Annotated in this window: 19 protein-coding genes; 5 read left to right on the forward strand and 14 right to left on the reverse strand. The window is 40.2% G+C overall.

The window, feature by feature from the left end; all coding sequences use genetic code 11:
• The first annotated feature begins 72 nt into the window (after window positions 1-72).
• Genes hypB through hypA form a run of 5 tightly spaced genes read left to right on the forward strand, consistent with a single transcriptional unit; the run spans window position 73 to window position 3563 of the window.
• Window positions 73-834 (forward strand): hydrogenase nickel incorporation protein HypB, encoded by a 762-nt coding sequence (gene hypB / locus CXF86_RS15835; RefSeq protein WP_102039466.1) that lies wholly within the window; start codon window positions 73-75, stop codon window positions 832-834.
• Window positions 834-1082, forward strand: coding sequence for a HypC/HybG/HupF family hydrogenase formation chaperone (locus CXF86_RS15840; RefSeq protein WP_102039467.1), 249 nt, complete (start codon window positions 834-836; stop codon window positions 1080-1082). Before hypB ends, CXF86_RS15840 begins: the two co-directional genes overlap by 1 nt.
• Window positions 1082-2203 carry a hydrogenase formation protein HypD gene (gene hypD, locus CXF86_RS15845; RefSeq protein WP_102039468.1) on the forward strand — a complete coding sequence of 374 codons (1122 nt, stop codon included), beginning with the start codon at window positions 1082-1084 and terminating at the stop codon, window positions 2201-2203. The genes CXF86_RS15840 and hypD overlap by 1 nt, the downstream gene beginning before the upstream one ends.
• The gene (gene hypE / locus CXF86_RS15850; RefSeq protein ID WP_101089088.1) at window positions 2200-3216 is read left to right on the forward strand and encodes a hydrogenase expression/formation protein HypE; all 1017 of its coding nucleotides are present in this window, start codon (window positions 2200-2202) and stop codon (window positions 3214-3216) included. Before hypD ends, hypE begins: the two co-directional genes overlap by 4 nt.
• Window positions 3216-3563 carry a hydrogenase maturation nickel metallochaperone HypA gene (hypA, locus tag CXF86_RS15855; RefSeq protein ID WP_102039469.1) on the forward strand — a complete coding sequence of 116 codons (348 nt, stop codon included), beginning with the start codon at window positions 3216-3218 and terminating at the stop codon, window positions 3561-3563. Before hypE ends, hypA begins: the two co-directional genes overlap by 1 nt.
• 66 nt (window positions 3564-3629) lie before the next feature.
• Here hypA and CXF86_RS15860 read toward each other — a convergent pair whose 3' ends face one another.
• The 14 genes from CXF86_RS15860 to CXF86_RS15925 form a co-directional block, all read right to left on the reverse strand.
• Window positions 3630-4649 (reverse strand): tetratricopeptide repeat protein, encoded by a 1020-nt coding sequence (locus CXF86_RS15860; RefSeq protein WP_102039470.1) that lies wholly within the window; start codon window positions 4647-4649, stop codon window positions 3630-3632.
• Between the two features lie 43 nt (window positions 4650-4692).
• Window positions 4693-5655, reverse strand: a complete 963-nt coding sequence (locus CXF86_RS15865; RefSeq protein WP_102039471.1) for a type II secretion system F family protein — start codon at window positions 5653-5655, stop codon at window positions 4693-4695.
• A 1-nt stretch (window position 5656) separates the two neighbouring features.
• Entirely contained in the window at window positions 5657-6634 is a 978-nt protein-coding gene (locus tag CXF86_RS15870; protein WP_102039472.1) for a type II secretion system F family protein, read from the reverse strand.
• Between the two features lie 10 nt (window positions 6635-6644).
• On the reverse strand, window positions 6645-7976 hold the full coding sequence (locus tag CXF86_RS15875) for a TadA family conjugal transfer-associated ATPase (RefSeq protein WP_102039473.1): 1332 nt from the start codon (window positions 7974-7976) through the stop codon (window positions 6645-6647).
• A 1-nt stretch (window position 7977) separates the two neighbouring features.
• The gene (locus CXF86_RS15880) at window positions 7978-9210 is read right to left on the reverse strand and encodes a CpaE/TadZ family protein (RefSeq protein ID WP_102039474.1); all 1233 of its coding nucleotides are present in this window, start codon (window positions 9208-9210) and stop codon (window positions 7978-7980) included.
• 85 nt (window positions 9211-9295) lie between these two features.
• Window positions 9296-9742, reverse strand: a complete 447-nt coding sequence (locus CXF86_RS15885; RefSeq protein WP_102039475.1) for a TadE/TadG family type IV pilus assembly protein — start codon at window positions 9740-9742, stop codon at window positions 9296-9298.
• A complete protein-coding gene (locus tag CXF86_RS15890) occupies window positions 9739-10218 on the reverse strand; it encodes a TadE/TadG family type IV pilus assembly protein (protein ID WP_257985388.1) in 480 nt (159 codons plus the stop codon). Before CXF86_RS15890 ends, CXF86_RS15885 begins: the two co-directional genes overlap by 4 nt.
• 9 nt (window positions 10219-10227) lie before the next feature.
• Window positions 10228-11562 (reverse strand): pilus assembly protein TadG-related protein, encoded by a 1335-nt coding sequence (locus CXF86_RS15895; protein WP_102039476.1) that lies wholly within the window; start codon window positions 11560-11562, stop codon window positions 10228-10230.
• 14 nt (window positions 11563-11576) lie between these two features.
• Entirely contained in the window at window positions 11577-11867 is a 291-nt protein-coding gene (locus CXF86_RS15900; protein WP_257985389.1) for a hypothetical protein, read from the reverse strand.
• A gap of 17 nt (window positions 11868-11884) precedes the next feature.
• Complete coding sequence (locus CXF86_RS15905) at window positions 11885-13324, reverse strand: type II and III secretion system protein family protein (RefSeq protein WP_102039477.1); 1440 nt, start codon at window positions 13322-13324, stop codon at window positions 11885-11887.
• A gap of 46 nt (window positions 13325-13370) precedes the next feature.
• Window positions 13371-14174 (reverse strand): Flp pilus assembly protein CpaB, encoded by an 804-nt coding sequence (gene cpaB / locus CXF86_RS15910; RefSeq protein ID WP_102039478.1) that lies wholly within the window; start codon window positions 14172-14174, stop codon window positions 13371-13373.
• 28 nt (window positions 14175-14202) lie between these two features.
• On the reverse strand, window positions 14203-15525 hold the full coding sequence (locus CXF86_RS15915) for an ATP-binding protein (RefSeq protein WP_102039479.1): 1323 nt from the start codon (window positions 15523-15525) through the stop codon (window positions 14203-14205).
• A 9-nt stretch (window positions 15526-15534) separates the two neighbouring features.
• Window positions 15535-16098, reverse strand: coding sequence for an A24 family peptidase (locus CXF86_RS15920; RefSeq protein ID WP_102039480.1), 564 nt, complete (start codon window positions 16096-16098; stop codon window positions 15535-15537).
• 84 nt (window positions 16099-16182) lie between these two features.
• Complete coding sequence (locus CXF86_RS15925) at window positions 16183-16380, reverse strand: Flp family type IVb pilin (protein ID WP_102039481.1); 198 nt, start codon at window positions 16378-16380, stop codon at window positions 16183-16185.
• Window positions 16381-17428 lie beyond the last annotated feature (1048 nt).

Below are 17428 nucleotides of genomic sequence, written 5' to 3' on the forward strand. Positions count from 1 at the left end.
ACTGATTTACATCAATGCTACGCCATTAAAGATGGCCGACAATGAGATATAACTAATAATACGGAGTTACCTATGTGCCAAGACTGTGGCTGTTCAATTACCCGTCATGATCACTCTTTAAACCCGAGCCATTCTCATTCAAAAAAAGATCAAAACATAGCGACTAACCCGCAGTTAAATGACAAAAAAACCTTGTCTTTGATCCATAAGATTCTAGATAAAAACGACATAGAAGCACAACATAACCGCGAACACTTTGAAGCCAAGTCAGTGACTGCGTTTAATATCATGAGTAGCCCAGGCAGTGGTAAAACAACACTGCTTGAACATTTACACCTGCACATGGATTTGAAATATGCTGTTATTGAAGGCGATCTTGAAACATCGAGAGATGCCGATAGATTAACAGCAAAAGGGATCGAAGCCTTCCAGATCCAAACCGGCTCTGCATGCCATTTAGATGCCTTTATGGTTCATAGTGCATTGCACCATATTGATCTGGAGCCACTCGATATCTGCTTTATCGAAAACGTAGGTAACTTAGTCTGCCCTGCTAGCTATGATGTTGGCACGCATAAAAATATTGTGTTGTTATCGGTGCCAGAAGGCGATGATAAAATCGAAAAGTACCCGGTAATGTTCCGTCGTGCAGATGTAGTTTTAATCACTAAGTGTGACTTACTACCCCATTTTGATTTCAGTATTGAAGAATCAAAAGCCCAGCTTAAAAAGCTTAACCCCAATGTTGAGCTTATTGAGGTTTCGATTAAAGACACTCAATCACTACGCAACGTTGCCGACTGGATAGCGAAGCATATGGGAGGTAACGCCTAATGTGTTTATCAATCCCATCGCAGGTCGTTGAATTACATGCAGGGCAAGAATCTGTCACTGTCGATACCATGGGCGTTAAACGTAAAGTCAGTAGCCATTTGATGAGTGAACCACTGGTGCTGGGTGACTATGTCCTTATTCACATTGGTTTTGTCATGAATAAGATAGATAAGGCTGACGCACTCGAAAGCCTCGCGTTATATCAAGAGATCGTAGAGAAACTAGAGCAAGAGGAGAACGTATCATAATGCTCTCTTTAAACGAGCTCTACCAAGGATTTAGAGATCCGGAGGTGATTAAGTCGCTGGCAAAACAAATAGCCATCACGGCGGCAAAATATCCGGGCCAAATCAATATTATGGAAGTGTGCGGCGGACATACCCACACCATAATGAAATACGGTTTAAATCAATTGTTGCCAGGCAATATTGAATTTATTCATGGCCCTGGTTGCCCCGTATGTATTATGCCAAAAGAGCGTATTGACCATGCTACGGCGTTAGCAAGCTTACCCGATACTATTCTTATTACACTCGGTGACATGATCCGAGTGCCCGGTTCCAACGGCAACCTTGCTCAGTTCAGAGCCAGCGGCTGCGATATTCGACCCATTTACGATCCACTAGACTGTCTTACTATAGCCACTGACAATCCGGATAAAACAGTCATTTTCTTTGCTATTGGATTCGAAACCTCAACCCCAATGACGGCAGTGCTGTTAGAGCAAGCAGAAAAACGTCATATTTCCAACCTGCTTTTTCATATCAACCATGTACTGGTCCCACCGGCGATCGATGCTGTCATGGCAGACCCAAATGTTAAAGTTAACGCCTTTATCGGCCCTGCGCATGTCAGTGTGATCAGTGGCGCCAAGGTATATCGCTCAGCAGTTAAAACCTATAATACCCCATTGGTTATATCCGGTTTTGAGCCCGTTGATGTAATGGAATCGATCTTAATGATTGCTAAGCAAAAGGTTAAAGCCATCGCATTGCTCGAAAACCAATATAGCCGTGCAGTGTCAGAACAAGGTAATCTAACCGCTCAAGCACTGATCAACAAATACATGATCATTAGACCCAGTTTCCGATGGCGCGGACTTGGTCCCATTGCTGATTCAGCTCTAATGCTCCGCGATGAATATCGTCACCGAGATGCTGAACAGGTATATAAAGAGCAACTACCAAATATTGAAATAGACGATCATAAAGCTTGCCAGTGTGGTGATATTTTACGTGGTTTATCAAAACCCAAAGATTGCAAAGTTTTTGGCCGTGGTTGCACCCCGGAAACACCTTTGGGCAGTTGTATGGTCAGCTCTGAAGGTGCTTGTAATGCACATTTTCGTTATAACGGAGTTACTGAATGAGTCATTTAAAAGCCAATAAAACCGTTCAGCTAAGTCATGGCGGTGGCGGTAAAGAGATGAACCGTCTGATTAAAGATATATTTTTCAAAGCCTTTGACAACCCTATCCTTAGAAGTGAAGAAGATGCAGCTCGACTGCATTTTAGTGGATATACGGCTTTTACAACTGACTCCTTTACCGTTGCCCCCCTTTTTTTTGCGGGTGGAGATATAGGCAAACTTGCCATTGCAGGAACCGTTAACGATTTAGCGATGATGGGGGCTGAACCACAATTTTTAAGCAGCAGTTTTATCATCGAAGAGGGCTTTGCCATTGATGATCTTAAGGTCATTGTAACCAGCATGGCGAACGAGCTTAAACGTTCAGGTGCCCGTATTGTTTGTGGAGATACTAAGGTGGTACCGAGAGGCTGTGCAGATGGCCTTTTTATCAATACCTCAGGTGTTGGCCGAATTATTAATAATGAAATCTCGGTTAAAAATCTACAAGACGGAGATGCCATTATCGTCTCCAGAGATATAGGTCGTCATGGCGCCGCTATTTTAATGGCTCGCGAAGGCCTTGCACTCGAATCGGATCTCACCAGCGATTGCGCTAGCCTTTGGCCAATTGTGGAGCAGCTAATTGCCGCCAATATAGAGATCCATGCCATGAGAGATGCCACGCGTGGTGGTTTATCCGCAGTGCTAAATGAGTGGGCATCTGCGTCAGATGTTGGTATAGAGGTGAACGAATCAGCGATACCAGTGAGCAGTGAGGTGTCTGGCTTATGTGAGTTATACGGTTTTGAGCCTTTTGATTTAGCCAATGAAGGCACCTTTATTCTCGCAGTACCTCAAACCTCTGTCGCGGCAACACTAGAAGTAATGAAGACTTTCTGCCATTGCGAACAAGCCGCGCTTATTGGCCATGTAAATCAAATAAAACCGGGTAAAGTGATATTGAATACTCCATGGGGTAGTCGCCGATTTTTAGACGTCCCCCAGGGCGAACTTCTACCGAGGATCTGTTAGTGCACGAATATTCTATAGTCACAGCACTGATCGAAGAGTGTGAAAAGTTTGCGCAGCAAAATGATGCTAATAAGGTGACTCGGGTCAGTATTAAACTGGGGATCTTAAGTGGTGTAGAACCCAGCCTGCTAAAAACTGCTTTTGAAACGTTTAAGTTGGAAGGTATATGCGCAGAAGCGACCCTCGAAATGAATATACAGCCACTCGTCATAAGCTGTTTATCGTGTAACAACGAATCGATACATGACCAAAGAAACATCGTTTGTAGCCATTGCCAAAGTACCCATACTGAAGTTTTAGACGGTGAAGATATGATGTTAATGCAACTAGAGTTAGAGCAGGCCTAAGTTAACCGACTGATGGCATGCCATGTATTAAACAGCCACTAACACTCCACGTCTGTGGCTGTTTAATTAGTATGAAGCATGCCTAAATTCATCAGAAAGTTCAGCTCTGGCTCTTTTCAAGTTTTTTTGCGCTTGTTCAAAGTAGCTTGGTGAGGTGTCGATAGCTCTTTCAAATAGCTCAATTGCTTTCTCGTAATTTCCTTCAAGCATCAAAAAGTAGCCTAGATCATTGAGTGCATCAGCAGGCTCCATCGCTTGTTCAAAGGTTGCTAGTGCACGTTTATACAAGCCCTTTCTAACGTAAACTAGACCCAAATTTGTCCAAGCCCTATCAAAAGCTTGATCTTCTCCTATCGCTTGCCTTAAGTATTTTTCAGCCGTAGTGAGATCACCCGTTAAGTAGTAGGAGTAACCCAAATTGGAAATGAGAATGGCAGAATGAGGTTGTAGTTCTATTAATAGTCGGAAGTACTCTCGCGCTTTTTGGTGATTATTTTGTACATCATCAAGAATAGCAATCGCATTGTATACTCTTGCAGGAGACTCTCTATCGGGTACGTACAATTCGCCAATTAGTCGACTTGTGCCTATTGTTGCCAATCTCTTTTGATCGAGCTCTATCGCTTTTTCTAAATGGACTCTTGCCTCTCTATATTGACGTTTATCCATGCTTACAACACCCAAGTCTGCATGTACCATCACTAAATTAGGATCGAGTGTAAGGGCTTCATTATAGGCTTTAAAAGCGATATCAGCATTCCCTCGCATCGTATGGATCCTGCCGATATGATAAAAAGTGTTGGCATTTTCGGCATTAAAATCTAATGCTTGAATATACGCATAAAGCGCTTTTTCCAAATTACCTGATTGCTCTTCATTCCTAGCTTTCTTAAGTGCCTCTTCTTCAGTTTTAGGAGCTTCAAAATCAGAGGTTATTGACGACAAGGCACCAGCATCAAGAAGATCTTGTCTATCTGGTGCTTTAATCGCTAACGGCTCGTCTGGGGTTGTGGAAGAACAAGCACTTACTATCGCAAAGAAAAAGATTGCAAATAATAGCTTTAGCGTAGATTTCATAGTTAGCATCATCCATTCCTTATTTTTAGTTTTTTCTGTAGCTGCCAATACATTAAAACGCTTGACCCCATACTTTCATCACTTTTAACACCGCAGGTCCCACAGCCACAATAAAGAACGAGGGCCAGATACAACACATCATTGGAAATATCATCTTTACCGCCAATTTTGCGGCTTGCTCTTCAGCAGCTTGCAAACGCTTATCTCGATACTCGTCAGAAAATACTCTAAGCGTCTCGGCGATGCCCGTACCTAAGCGCATGCTTTGTGAAATAGCAGAATTAAGGCCTTTTATATCATCCAAGCCTGTTCTTTCGGTAAACTCCTGTAAGGCGACTTTAATCGTCAAACCTGCCCTTACCTTACTACAGACTAAATCAAGTTCACTGGCCAAATTTGGATGGCTAAAAGCAAGCTCCTTTGCTACGCGTTGTAAAGCAGCCATCAAGCCTAGGCCTGCTTCGCAGCATACAACTAATAAATCTAATGCATCGGGGAAACCAACTCGTAATCGACGCATTCTTCTATTAGCCAATGATTGCAAAATCATTGAGGGTAAAACAAACGCTCCTCCAATACATAAACAAAATATGTAAACAATCCAAATGCCTGCAATCTTTGGAAACAAATTTAAAACAACAACAGCAATAATGGCTCCGAGTAAAATGAGCAATAATCGAGATGCATTAAATACCGCTAATGCATTTTCTGAGTGAAAGCCTGCATGTATTAGCAATCTCCTTGTTTCGAGATTAGAAAAATTTAAAAAAGGTTTCTTTGCCATTTCCCCCAAACCATGTTCAAGAGTACCGGAACCATTATTAGTTTCTTGTACCGTCCCCCCCAGATTAAGTGATTTTAAACGCTTTCTAAACGGGGAATATATGCCGCTAATAAGATATGAAATCGCTATGGCTAATGTAACGCCAGCAACACCAGCCACAACATAAACCGCCCATTTAACATGTTGTGGGTCATCAAAAAACTGACCGAGTAAACCAATTAAGAAGTCCATATCACATATCTATCCTTATCAGTTTACTGATCCAAAAACCACCAATGAACATACCAATGGCACCCCAAATTAACAATTTATGTCCTTCCTCAGTCCCTGTAAGCTCTCCAACATATCCTGGCGTTTGTAGGTATATAACTGCAAACAAAACAAAAGGTAACAGAATAAGGATCCAAGCAGATAAACGCCCTTCTGCTGATAGTGTTCGAACCCTACGCCTAAAAGTAAATCTAAGACGAATAACTCTCGCGAGATTATGGATATTTTCAGCTAAGTTACCGCCCGTTTCTTTTTGAACCATAACGGCACTAGCAAAAGCCATCGCAGAAACACTTGGAACTCTTTCAATAAAGCCTAAGATCGCTCTTTTAGTATCTTTACTGTAATTAATATTGGCAAACATCAAGCTAAACTCTTTTGCAAGAGGTCCTTCCATCTCTTCAGTAACTAACTTAATCGCGTCAGAAAATGAGTAACCCGCTTGTAATGCGCGCCTTAAAACATCTAATGCATCAGGAAAGCTTTCTTCAATTTTGTCCATACGTTTCGCGGTATCACGATTTAACTTAAAATTGAATAGGTATAACGTTAATCCGAACGCAAAAATACCCGCTAATGGCTCTGAGAGATATAACCAAACAAAAATCGTAAATGCAGTAGCCACCATGAGTGCTAAGGCAAGAAATTGGTGTCCCATCATTTTATAATCAGCGAGTTCCAACCGATAACTGAGACTCTCGATAAATTGAAAGTTCTCTAAAGATCGACCAATAGGTCCCAACTTCCCTAAACGACTTTTTCTTAAAAGTGAAGTTTCGTAGGTAACATCTCCGGACTCTTGAGAAAGCTTTTTCAGTCTTTTCCTAACTAGAGCTGTATTCGCCCTTTGAGGACTGTACACAGGCAAGAAAAGGGCTTGCGATAAAAAAATTACCGCAATAAAAATCAAACCAAGAAAAATAACTTCATTTGAAAACATAAGCTATACCTCAAAATTCAGCAAATGGGTCGCCACAATTAAATAAGTGATACGGTAGCTCAATACCATGTTGCATCAGTTTTGTATGGAAACCTGGTATCACACCGGTAGCCTCAAACTGGCCAATAATATGTCCATCCTCATCGATACCCGAACGACTGAATCGAAATATCTCTGACATTGTAATAATGTCGCCTTCCATACCATTGATCTCTTGAATACTCGTTACTCGGCGACCACCATCTTCTTGTCGCTCCAATTGAACAACAAGGTCAATAGCTGATGCAACCTGGGTACGAATATTACTAACTGGCATATCAAACCCAGCCATACACACCATATATTCAAGTCGGCCTAAAGCATCTCTCGGGCTATTAGCGTGCAGTGTTGTAAGCGAGCCTTCGTGACCGGTATTCATCGCAGTCAACATATCAAGCGCTTCGCCACCACGAACTTCACCAATCACAATTCTATCTGGACGCATCCTTAAACAGTTTTTAACTAGATCTCGTTGAGATACCTCCCCTTTACCTTCAATGTTCTGTGGTCGAGTTTCTAATCTAACGGTATGAGGCTGTTGCAGTTGTAATTCAGCAGAGTCCTCAATTGTGACGATTCTTTCATCTGAAGGGATGTAACCAGACAGCATATTGAGTAACGTAGTTTTGCCACTACCTGTACCTCCGGAAACGAGGATATTGAGCTTGCCTTTAACACTTGCTTTTAACAGCTCAATCATAGGTTCGGTAACAGATCCACCTTTTATAAGCTGCTCAGCATTTAGTTTATCTACAGCAAAGCGGCGTATCGAAAGGGAAGGACCATCTAATGCAAGAGGAGGGATAATAGCGTTAACACGAGACCCATCGGCTAAACGAGCATCTACCATAGGTGAAGACTCATCAATACGTCTACCGACACTAGAGACTATTCTGTCGATAATATTTAGCAAATGAGCGTTACTATGAAACTTAATGTTAACAGATTGTAGTTTTCCTTTGCGCTCTACATAAACCCTATCGTATGAATTGACTAATATGTCAGATATCGTTGGATCAGCAAGCAAGATCTCCAAAGGCCCTAAACCTAGAACCTCGTCAATAATTAGCTTTACTAAACGTTTTCTAGACGAAAGATTAATCGGTAAATGTAGATCCGATAGGATTTTTTCACAGATCTGGCTAATTTGATTTTTTGCTTGGTCCTTTGAAACGGTCTCAATGAGTGACAAATCCATAACGCTAAGTAATTTGTCATATAATTGAATCTTTATATCTTGTTCTTCTTGGCTCAACGGCTGAAATGCTGAAGAATCTTTGCTGTGCTGTTGGTGAATATCCATATCACTTTCCTAATAATCGCCCCCAAAAACCCGCTTTCTTTTTACTTTCATCATTTTCAAGCGGCATTAACTCAGTTACTAGATATTGAATATCCTGTAACATCTTCTGTTTACTTGCTATTTCAGTAATAGACTTACCTAATTCGACGCATTCACTCGATAATTTGTAATCATTAACAATGGTAAAAATTGAATTAATGCCTACAGCTTGTTTAATATCGGCCAATTTTATATTTGACTGTTTGTCGTAACGGTTTACTACAAGGCTTATTTTATCTGGGCTAATCCCCATATTAATGGTCAAATGCTGTATCAAATCTTTAGTTTGACGTAGGTGCATAATATTTTGTTGCGTAACAACTAAAACTTTAGCATCAAGTAAAAGTTCACCATTCCAATGCTCTGGCCCACGAGAAAAATCAAGAATAACTTGCTTATGAAACTGTCGACACTTTCTTACTAAATCTATCGTTCTAGTTAGATCTACCTCCCTGTCTAAACTTAATAACTCAAAAGGTTTAGAAGCCATCAAATTCAAATTATTCTTAGTCGTCATTGTACTTTTTAGTGCCACTTCATCTAACTCTTCTAGTGACCAAAGTGCATCACATATCGAATAATTAGCTTTCATACCCAAAATGTGGGCTAAAGAACCATGATGAAGATCGGTATCAAGCAAACAGACACCGAAGCCTTCTCTTTGAGATGCAACATCAGCTAAACTTGCTGATATAAAACTCGCACCAGAACCGGACTTTCCATTTACGACTGCTAGTACTGGCGCAAGATCCGCTTCTTCAATTAAACGGTTAGATACTTTTTCGATAGAACCAAAAAGCTCTTCTGCGGTAGCATCAATAGGAATAAAATCGCTAACATTATATTGAAATGCTAAACGCAAAATATGTGGCGGAGTGTCCTGACCTATTAAGATAATATCAGCTTCAAAATTAGAAGCATAAGCAAGTGCACTTTTTGCTTCTAATTCATCGTTTGGAAGGAGTAATAGTACTAAATTGATAGTACTTTGTTCTTTACCTAGATAAGTTTCTATATATGAACTCGTAGTCCAAGTAAACCGTTCAATCTGATTAAGACATGTGGTTAAACAATCCAGCGTATTATCGCCATTACTTGTAACTATTGCTTTTACGGGAAAAGGCAGCGACATAGGCATAGCTAATTTAGGCTCATCATTAATACTAGTAATACACAATTCCAACGGATTATCCATTTAACTCCTCTACACCCTAAATAAAATGAACCTGTATTTACTATAGTCAGAAATTACTTAATTATTAATTTATTTAATATAAAAATCATCCACAGGTTGTTGTACCTCCTTTAAAAACCCCCAAGCTCTCTCTTGGAAGAGTTGATGCAAAAGTTGGCGAGTTAAGCGTTATAGATAGGCCTGGTACGATAAACTGATGTTGATAATTTTTTATCTCTGCTCTTACCAACTTAATATCACTGCCGTAAGTAAAGTCGATTGAATCGGTACCGTCAATATCTAAATACCTAATTTCTAGATTATCAATTCCCAAATTAGGAACTAACAAGGCTCCATTAAAAAGACCTAAAATTCTAGTATCATCGGTAATTAAGCATACAACAGCTATCCTTGCGGCTCTTCGTGTTGCTTCATGAAGCACATTATAGGTATAAAGCAAGCGTCCCACTTCAATTGCGCTAAATAACAAAATAAAAAAAATGCTAGCAACGATAGAAAATTCAATCGCGTATATTCCGCGAATACGTCTCATATAGCCCTCACCGCATATTTAGAGGTTAGGTTAAAACTCAAATCTAGCCCGTCACCTAAGCCAAATCCAGATAACTTCTCGAAAAATATAGGGGTCCAATCGTAATCTACTGTAATCACCATAATCCCGCTATCGGCAGGTATTTCTGCAATGTTGATATTAGTAATATCTATTCCTGATAACAATGCATTGCTCCCAGTACTCGCGCCATAAACCAATAAGTTTTTGGTATCTGATATACACCCGTCACAATTGGCGTCATTGAGCGTTGCTGGGATCCCGTTTGCTGTCGTTATAATCGTTTGAGATAGATGTCGACCGGCATCTCTAATCATTCTTGTAAGCTGACTATATTGGTAAATCCCACGTCCTAATTCAGCAGTGATAAATATCAGCAGTAGAAACATGGGGATAAGCAGGGTAAATTCAACCGCGGCAACCCCATTTTGTTTTAGGTATTGAGTGTGTTTCATCATATGTAGGCCTTAAGAGTCTGGACTATCTGGATCCCAATATAAAACGATCGTCGAGCTATCTCCGATATAGTCGGGATCCAACGATGCGGTCCCCGTATTGTGACAAATACTCAAAAACTCACCTACAATATAGGAGCTTTGACCATTACCACCGACTTGTTGGGTAAGGAAAAAACAAGCTGTACCGATAATATCTATATCATATGAGCCATTTTCATTTGGATCACAAACACCAACAACAACTTCGAGCTCCCTTCGACCGGCAATTGCATTAATGTCTGTAGTTGTCGCGCAGGACTGAGGTGTTGCCGAACGGTTATCACTATCATAATGAGACCAGCGATAGGCACCATCTGAATCAGTAATTACTGTCTCCATTACGGCTTTACCTTTATCATCGACAACAGGTACTCCATCCAGTTCAGCCTGAGCCTCTCCAATCGTTACGGGAGTACCTTCACAAATATTTGTGTCTCGAGGATTATCTTCATTGTTAGTCCCAGCCTGCCCCCACTCTCCAAACCTTGTATTCATACCCTGTGCGGCTGGCCCTACGGTATTACCCGTTTTAGTTGTTGCGGTAATACCTGCACCTACACATTGATCCGGTGAATATGTACCAGAAAAAGCGTCGCGAAGATCACTTCCGCCACGGTCACCATTTAAACTTATAAGTTGAAAGTTACCAGCACCATTTGCACTGGGGGCTCCAGAGCCGACTTTCATTACGTGTAAACCAGGCGCCAAGCCATAATTCTGTTCAGCTGTTTTACCGGGATCTCCACAAACTAACAACGGCACCACTTTGTTTACACACGCCAAATCCTGACTACGTCCGGCAACAGCTGAAGCTCTAATTTTTTTGTTGAAATTTAGTATATCGGCTAAAAAGTTTGATAGAGGAACATTCTCAACTTTAACTCTCACGTATTCACTTCCCTCTGCTAACGTTGGAGAAAATGGGTCAGGTAAAGCAGAGAACTCTATCTGTAAAAGAGCAGTAACTTGAGTATCATTAAAGTCTGGTGAGGTTAAAGATGCTGCAGACCTCAATTCACCATTTTCATTAAAATTCAAATTTTGAATTAAGATGTCATAAGCAGCTTGTCTTGCTTCATAAAGCGTAGCACCATTCTGAAGATCTTTAGCGGCACTCAATGCAGCAGCATCTACAGCGTTTTGCAGTCGACCTTTGCTTAGAAGCATATGTCCACCATCTAATGCAAGCGCTGCAAAGGCTGCGATTGCAAAAATTCCGATAGTAAACATAACAAGGATGGCACCTGATTGAACCTTCGCCTTAACGAGGGTTAATGGTTTGCGAAAACGCTTTAAATCACGCATAACTCGCCTCTAGTTTAATTACTCGAACCAGCTGTTACCGAGCCCATACTTTTGGAGGTTTGAGGGGCTACACTGCTAGCTCTATACGCCTGCATGACCTTTCGACCATAGTTACCTTCAAGACTAAGTATAATACCGTCATTCCTTTCTGCTGCATCTGGGTCTAAAATTTGTACTTGCTTTATCTGATAATGGCTTTCTCCCATTGGAAAATCATTGACTTGGGTGCATCCTGAAAGGGAAAATAAACCTACAATAATAGCCACTGAGTAAATCAACGAGGAACTTGAAGTTTTAAATTTCATAATGTTTTCTCCAAAAACTAGAGTGAATGACCATATTTTTGTTGAGTGCCAGTATCATCTAGCTTTGCTTCTGATTCAGCGGGTTCGTAAAGATTTTCAGTTGATCCATCATCTTTCTCTTTATGGGACAGTTTACCGAGGAGGTAGAATTCAACATCTGAGGGAAGCACAAAACCGTCTGTAGGGAGAGAAATATCTTTTCTGTTAAATGGTCTAACAAGCCTAGGCGTTACAAGAATAACTAACTCACTTTGACCATTTTGAAAGCTTTTACTGGTAAATAACTGTCCTAAAACAGGCACGTCCCCAAGCCCAGGTAATTTATCAATATTTTCTCTTAACGTATCACTGATCAATCCACTTATAGCAATAGTTTGTCCATCTGCTAATTCAACCGTAGTAGCAGTACTCCGTTTGGTTAATGATGGCACAATCAATGAGGACGAGGTGTTACCAGATATAGAAAAACCATTTGCGGTACTGATTTCGCTAACGACTACGTTCAGATTCAAATTAATTTGACCAGAATCAAGTACGGTAGGAACAAATTTCACACCTACACCGTAGTCACGATATTCGACTGTTGTATTACCATTTTCGCCTGCTACAGGAATTGGAAATTCCCCCCCTGAAAGAAATTCTGCAGACTGACCACTCATCGCGGTTACATTAGGCTCAGCTAGCACTTTTGCTAAACCGTTTTGCTTCGCAACATCTAATGCAAAATTCATTAGCAGGTCACCATTTATATACTGCGCAAAAAGACCCTTTCCATCAACTCCGCCTATTCCACCGGAGCCGAAACCGCCGCCACCGCCACCAATAACACCACCGGATAAATTATCACCCTGATTAAATATGAAGAATTTAGAATCAAACTGGCGAGCAACATTTCTTTGTACTTCAGCAACTACTACCTCTAGCATCACTTGATGATCTCCTCCAATCGTCATCATATTCAACACTCGACTAGGTGCGGTACCACCTGCTGCTGCTTCAGCGTAACCTTGTGCTAACTCCACAGCAGTATTCATCTTTTGCAGATTAGAAGCTTGTCCGCTTAGCAATAATTGGCCTTGTGAGGTTTGAACTCCGAGCTTTTCAGTAGGTAAGAACTCATGAAGCCGTGTTTTTAATCCATTAAGATCGTGGGTAACTTCAATGTCCATGATACTGGAGAGTTGTTCGTTTTTATCCCAGATCATTATATTTGTGCTGCCTAACTGTTTACCCAAAATATACAGTTCATCATTTGGTAAGAGCTTAATATCTGCAATGCTTGGGTTTCCTACCGACACTCTATGCACTGCTTCATTTAGCTGAAGGACTCTAGACTTGTATATTGGGATTTTTTGAATGTCACTTCGCACTCCTGCAGTTGGTCCACCGGCATTAGCCAACGAAGTAAAAATCAATGCTAACAAACATATTAAAGTATATTTATTAAAAAATGGCATGTTGCTCTCCTGTCAAACACTACGCATTACGCTTGTTAACTATGATCTAATTATTAATTTTTATCTCTTGTTCACTCATTCCTTTAAGTAAAAATACCTTATCGGAACTTTTAGGGCTTACACTTGCGACATTTTGTATTTCAAGAGGTTGTGTCTCTTTGTCTTTTCTTGTTTCTTTCTCTTCAATTTCAGCAAGTTCAATTACTGCAGTATCATTTGGATTTCTAAGGGCAAGCTGTAATGCCCCTCTACTTTTTGCAATCATCAGTATCTCTGCTTGTTCAAGACTTAACTCTAGTGTGACAGCCCTCACTACAACAGGCTTGTTTTCGCCGCTAGAAGCTCTTTGATCAATCGCTAAAATTTTAATATTAGAAAGTACAATGTCAGTTTTTAAGCCGCCACTTTTGATTATATTGATAATGTCCACACGATTACCGGGAAGAAGGAAACCGGCGACACCAACAACATCATTTACACGAATTGTCACTGCACGCATTGTCGGAGTAATTAAACTCGCTAAGGTACTGCCTTCGCCCTTAACCGTTAACCTTTCTGCTCTTAACACTTCTCCAGGATACAGCCCCTGCTTAACCACTTTTCCTTCAGCTTCGGCTATATCAGTAACCGAGCCCTTTGGTATAAACGCTTCTGGGACGGACGTTATAGCGAGGTGCTTCCGTTCTAATATCGTACCAAGCGGTACCTGAACTGCCATTGTTATTACTGACCGAGTTTTGCTAGTAACTTCATCTTTAGTATTTGAATTTAACCAATTTTGAGCCAGGTAAACTGCAGTAACCCCAAACACCAATGACAAAATGACAAATAAGAGAGTTTTGTTATTCATTCTCCGCTCCTAAAATAAGATAAATAGATTACACAAAATAAATAGACCAAGCCGAATCAACCAGCGCAGGAGTTACCACGGACTCGAACTCCATGAAGTTTATTTGATCTGACATTATTCCCAATAAATCTCTTGGGTAACATGGGATTAAAGGCTTCTTAAATCGCTCATGAAATTCAATCAACAAATACTGGAACACTTCTTCAGTACAGCTTAGTTCAAGATCCGCACATACCTGAAACCAAATTTTTCTATATAACTCTTCATCAAGTGCATCAAAATGAATTTTGTAACCTAACCGTCTTAAAAAGGCTTCATCAACTAATTCTTTAGGATCAAGGTTAGTCGAAAAAAGTAAAATTAGTTCAAATGGGATCTCGAAATGTTCACCAGATTGTAAACTTAAAAAATCTCGACGCTCTTCCATTGGAATAATCCAGCGATTAAATAGTTGTTTCGCACTTATCTTTTGTCGTCCCAAATCATCCAAAAGCAAAATACCGTTATTGGCTTTTAACTGTAGAGGTGCCATATAGGTTCTACTGTGGCTATCAAATTGGACTTCCAACATTTCAGCCGTTAGCTCTCCCCCTGTTATACGTAACGGACGTTCGCATCTAAGCCAGCGTGGGTCATGGCCTTTAGCTAAGTCCAAACTTGCTGGAATAGCATCGCTTTCGACTCTATGATGTAACTCAGGGTCATAAACCTGAATAACTTCATTGCCAATAGCGAGTGCATATGGGATTAATACATCATCCCCTAAGGTCAGATTTAAATGGCGACACAAATAGCTTTTTCCTGTGCCTGGTGGTCCATAAATTAACACTGGCCGACTTGAATTCATGGCCGGACCGATTTTAAACAATAGATCTTTTGGAAGAACGAGTGCAGATAATCCTTTTTCAAGCATTTCAAACGTAATTGGGTTTGAGCGGCTAGACTGCTTTTTACAAACCTCTGTATATTGACCCAATGGTATGGGCGCTAAGCCTAGATATCCATTTCGAGAAAGAGCCAGTTTTGCATGCAACTCTCCGCCCATACTTAATGCATAACGCATTTGACCATCTGCTGTTGTTTGTCTATTTTCAACCCAAGCAAGGGTCTTAGCTGAATCGAGTAGATGTTGAATAATACCGCCTGTAACACCTAATAACTTAACCATTTGCTCTTTAGTTAGCACACCACCATTCATTAAATGTTTCAGTAATAAATCTAATAACAGAGATTCTGATAAACCTGTTTGCTCTATAGTGGTGGGTCTTGGAGCAAGCTGTAGTGAGCGACTTGTAAGTGAAGCGATAGGAGTATCGGTTGAAACTTGTTTAAGGCTGTTATCCTGTTGCATAGCAAACCTCTAAAAAAGACTCTGGCTAATTGAAGAATACAAATGATTGACCTGAGGGTTTAAGGTACAAGCCCATAGCCAACCAAGCGCAAGAGCAGGAGCATAAGGGACTTTTTGTCCGGCGGCTTCTCCTTCTTCAGGCTTAAAATAGGTTCTAAGGTAAAAACAATCCCAATATCGTTTAGCAGTCATTTTTATTCCTGAAAACCCGGTCTTCCAAGCAATAAGAACAATGCTGGTTAATGCTCCTGCAACAATAGCGTATAAAACGCTCCACACAAGCAGAGTAGGGCCCATGATCGCGCCAATACCCATCATGAGCTTGATGTCACCTGCGCCTAAGATTCGAAACACAAAGGTTGGAAATAAAATAATAAACGCTAAAGAAAAACCAACAAAAGATATTAACAACCCGTTGAGCTGAGCAAAGTAGCTGTTAACTGCAAACCCAAAAAATATAGCAATAAGGCATAACCAATTAGGAATTCTTTCTTTAGACAAATCAAAAGCAATTGCTAATACAAAAAACATACCCGCCATAAGTACTTGTATCGAAAGTTGGATGTCTGTCATTGCGTGCCTTTTAAAACCAGTACCTTAGAAAGTTATGCCCACATATCTCGTGGGCATTGATCACTTAATATCATTTTTTCAAAGTTATCCAGTAGTACAATCTGTACTTGCACCATTAACTGCCGATGCCAAACAATTAATCTTACTTGTAGCATTATCACCAAGGAGATTAAATGCCCCAATCATCCCGCCAACAACAAGCCCTCCAGCAATTGCGTACTCTACTGCTGTTAACCCACTTTCATCTTCAATAAATTCTGCCAACAACGCTTTAATATTCATTTTTATCTCCACCAAACCAATTAAATTTATTTTGACTTTATGCCAAATACTCTATGAACTTAATACTCAGTCCACACCGTTTAACTGTGAACGATGCTACATATAAAGATAGCAAAGCTTAAAGCGAGTCATCGAGCAGAATAATTTTCTGGTCTACACTGGTATATTATTAACTACAGTAAAAGTTAGAATACTAATTAATTTTCTTTTGCTAAACCTGTGCATTAATCAGTCAAAACCAGCATATCCAGTACCATGCACCTCGCTTTGGCTTATTAGGTATCATTTCATATAGTTTCTGAGAACTTATTTTTCTCTTGTGACAAGTGAAATTTTTGTGAAATTAGACCATTTATTTATTCAGCATAATTTTCATTTACCCTATTTATAGCAAAAAATAGTTAAAAATTTACGTTTCAATTCTGGGTCTTAGCTCCAAGTCTTTTTTTTTAGGTCTCTTTTTCGAAATATAAACAGAGCAATTCTAGTAAAGCTAAATAAACATCACCAAATAACGTATACATCACGACTGACTGCCTTAAGTTTTCGCTTAAGGCTGTTCATTTATGTAGAACTAACCAGTTATGAACAAGATTTTATCGGCTAAAACAATGCTTCAAGTGACTGAAACTAATCAATCATGGATTGGAAATGAAACCTTTATCTGTCTAGGTAAGCATCAAGCCCTTGAGCTGTGGATATCAATCCATTTGTTCGAAATGCCGTAGTATGGCCATGTAGCAACACTGAATTAAGCCTTAACAAGAAAACATTTTCGATGGCACTTGAGATAAGGGGAAACCCAAAGGACCCATATTTCATAATAGTCAAGGCTGTCACAATACACATCTTCACCTTTAGCGCTGATCAAATCATGGTGCGAGTCCGATGAAGTAAAGACAGGTATATTGATCCGATGGCGCGTTTTTTAGAAGCTTGAAGACTGAATGCGTGCCATGATCACGTTATCGATACTTTAATGAAGCGAAGGCATCAATTATATCGCTAGCTATTACAGCCAAATCAGGCTACATCGATATCATGGATG

It is taken from the genome of Shewanella sp. GutCb, assembly GCF_002836135.1.
Classification (GTDB): Bacteria; Pseudomonadota; Gammaproteobacteria; order Enterobacterales; family Shewanellaceae; genus Shewanella.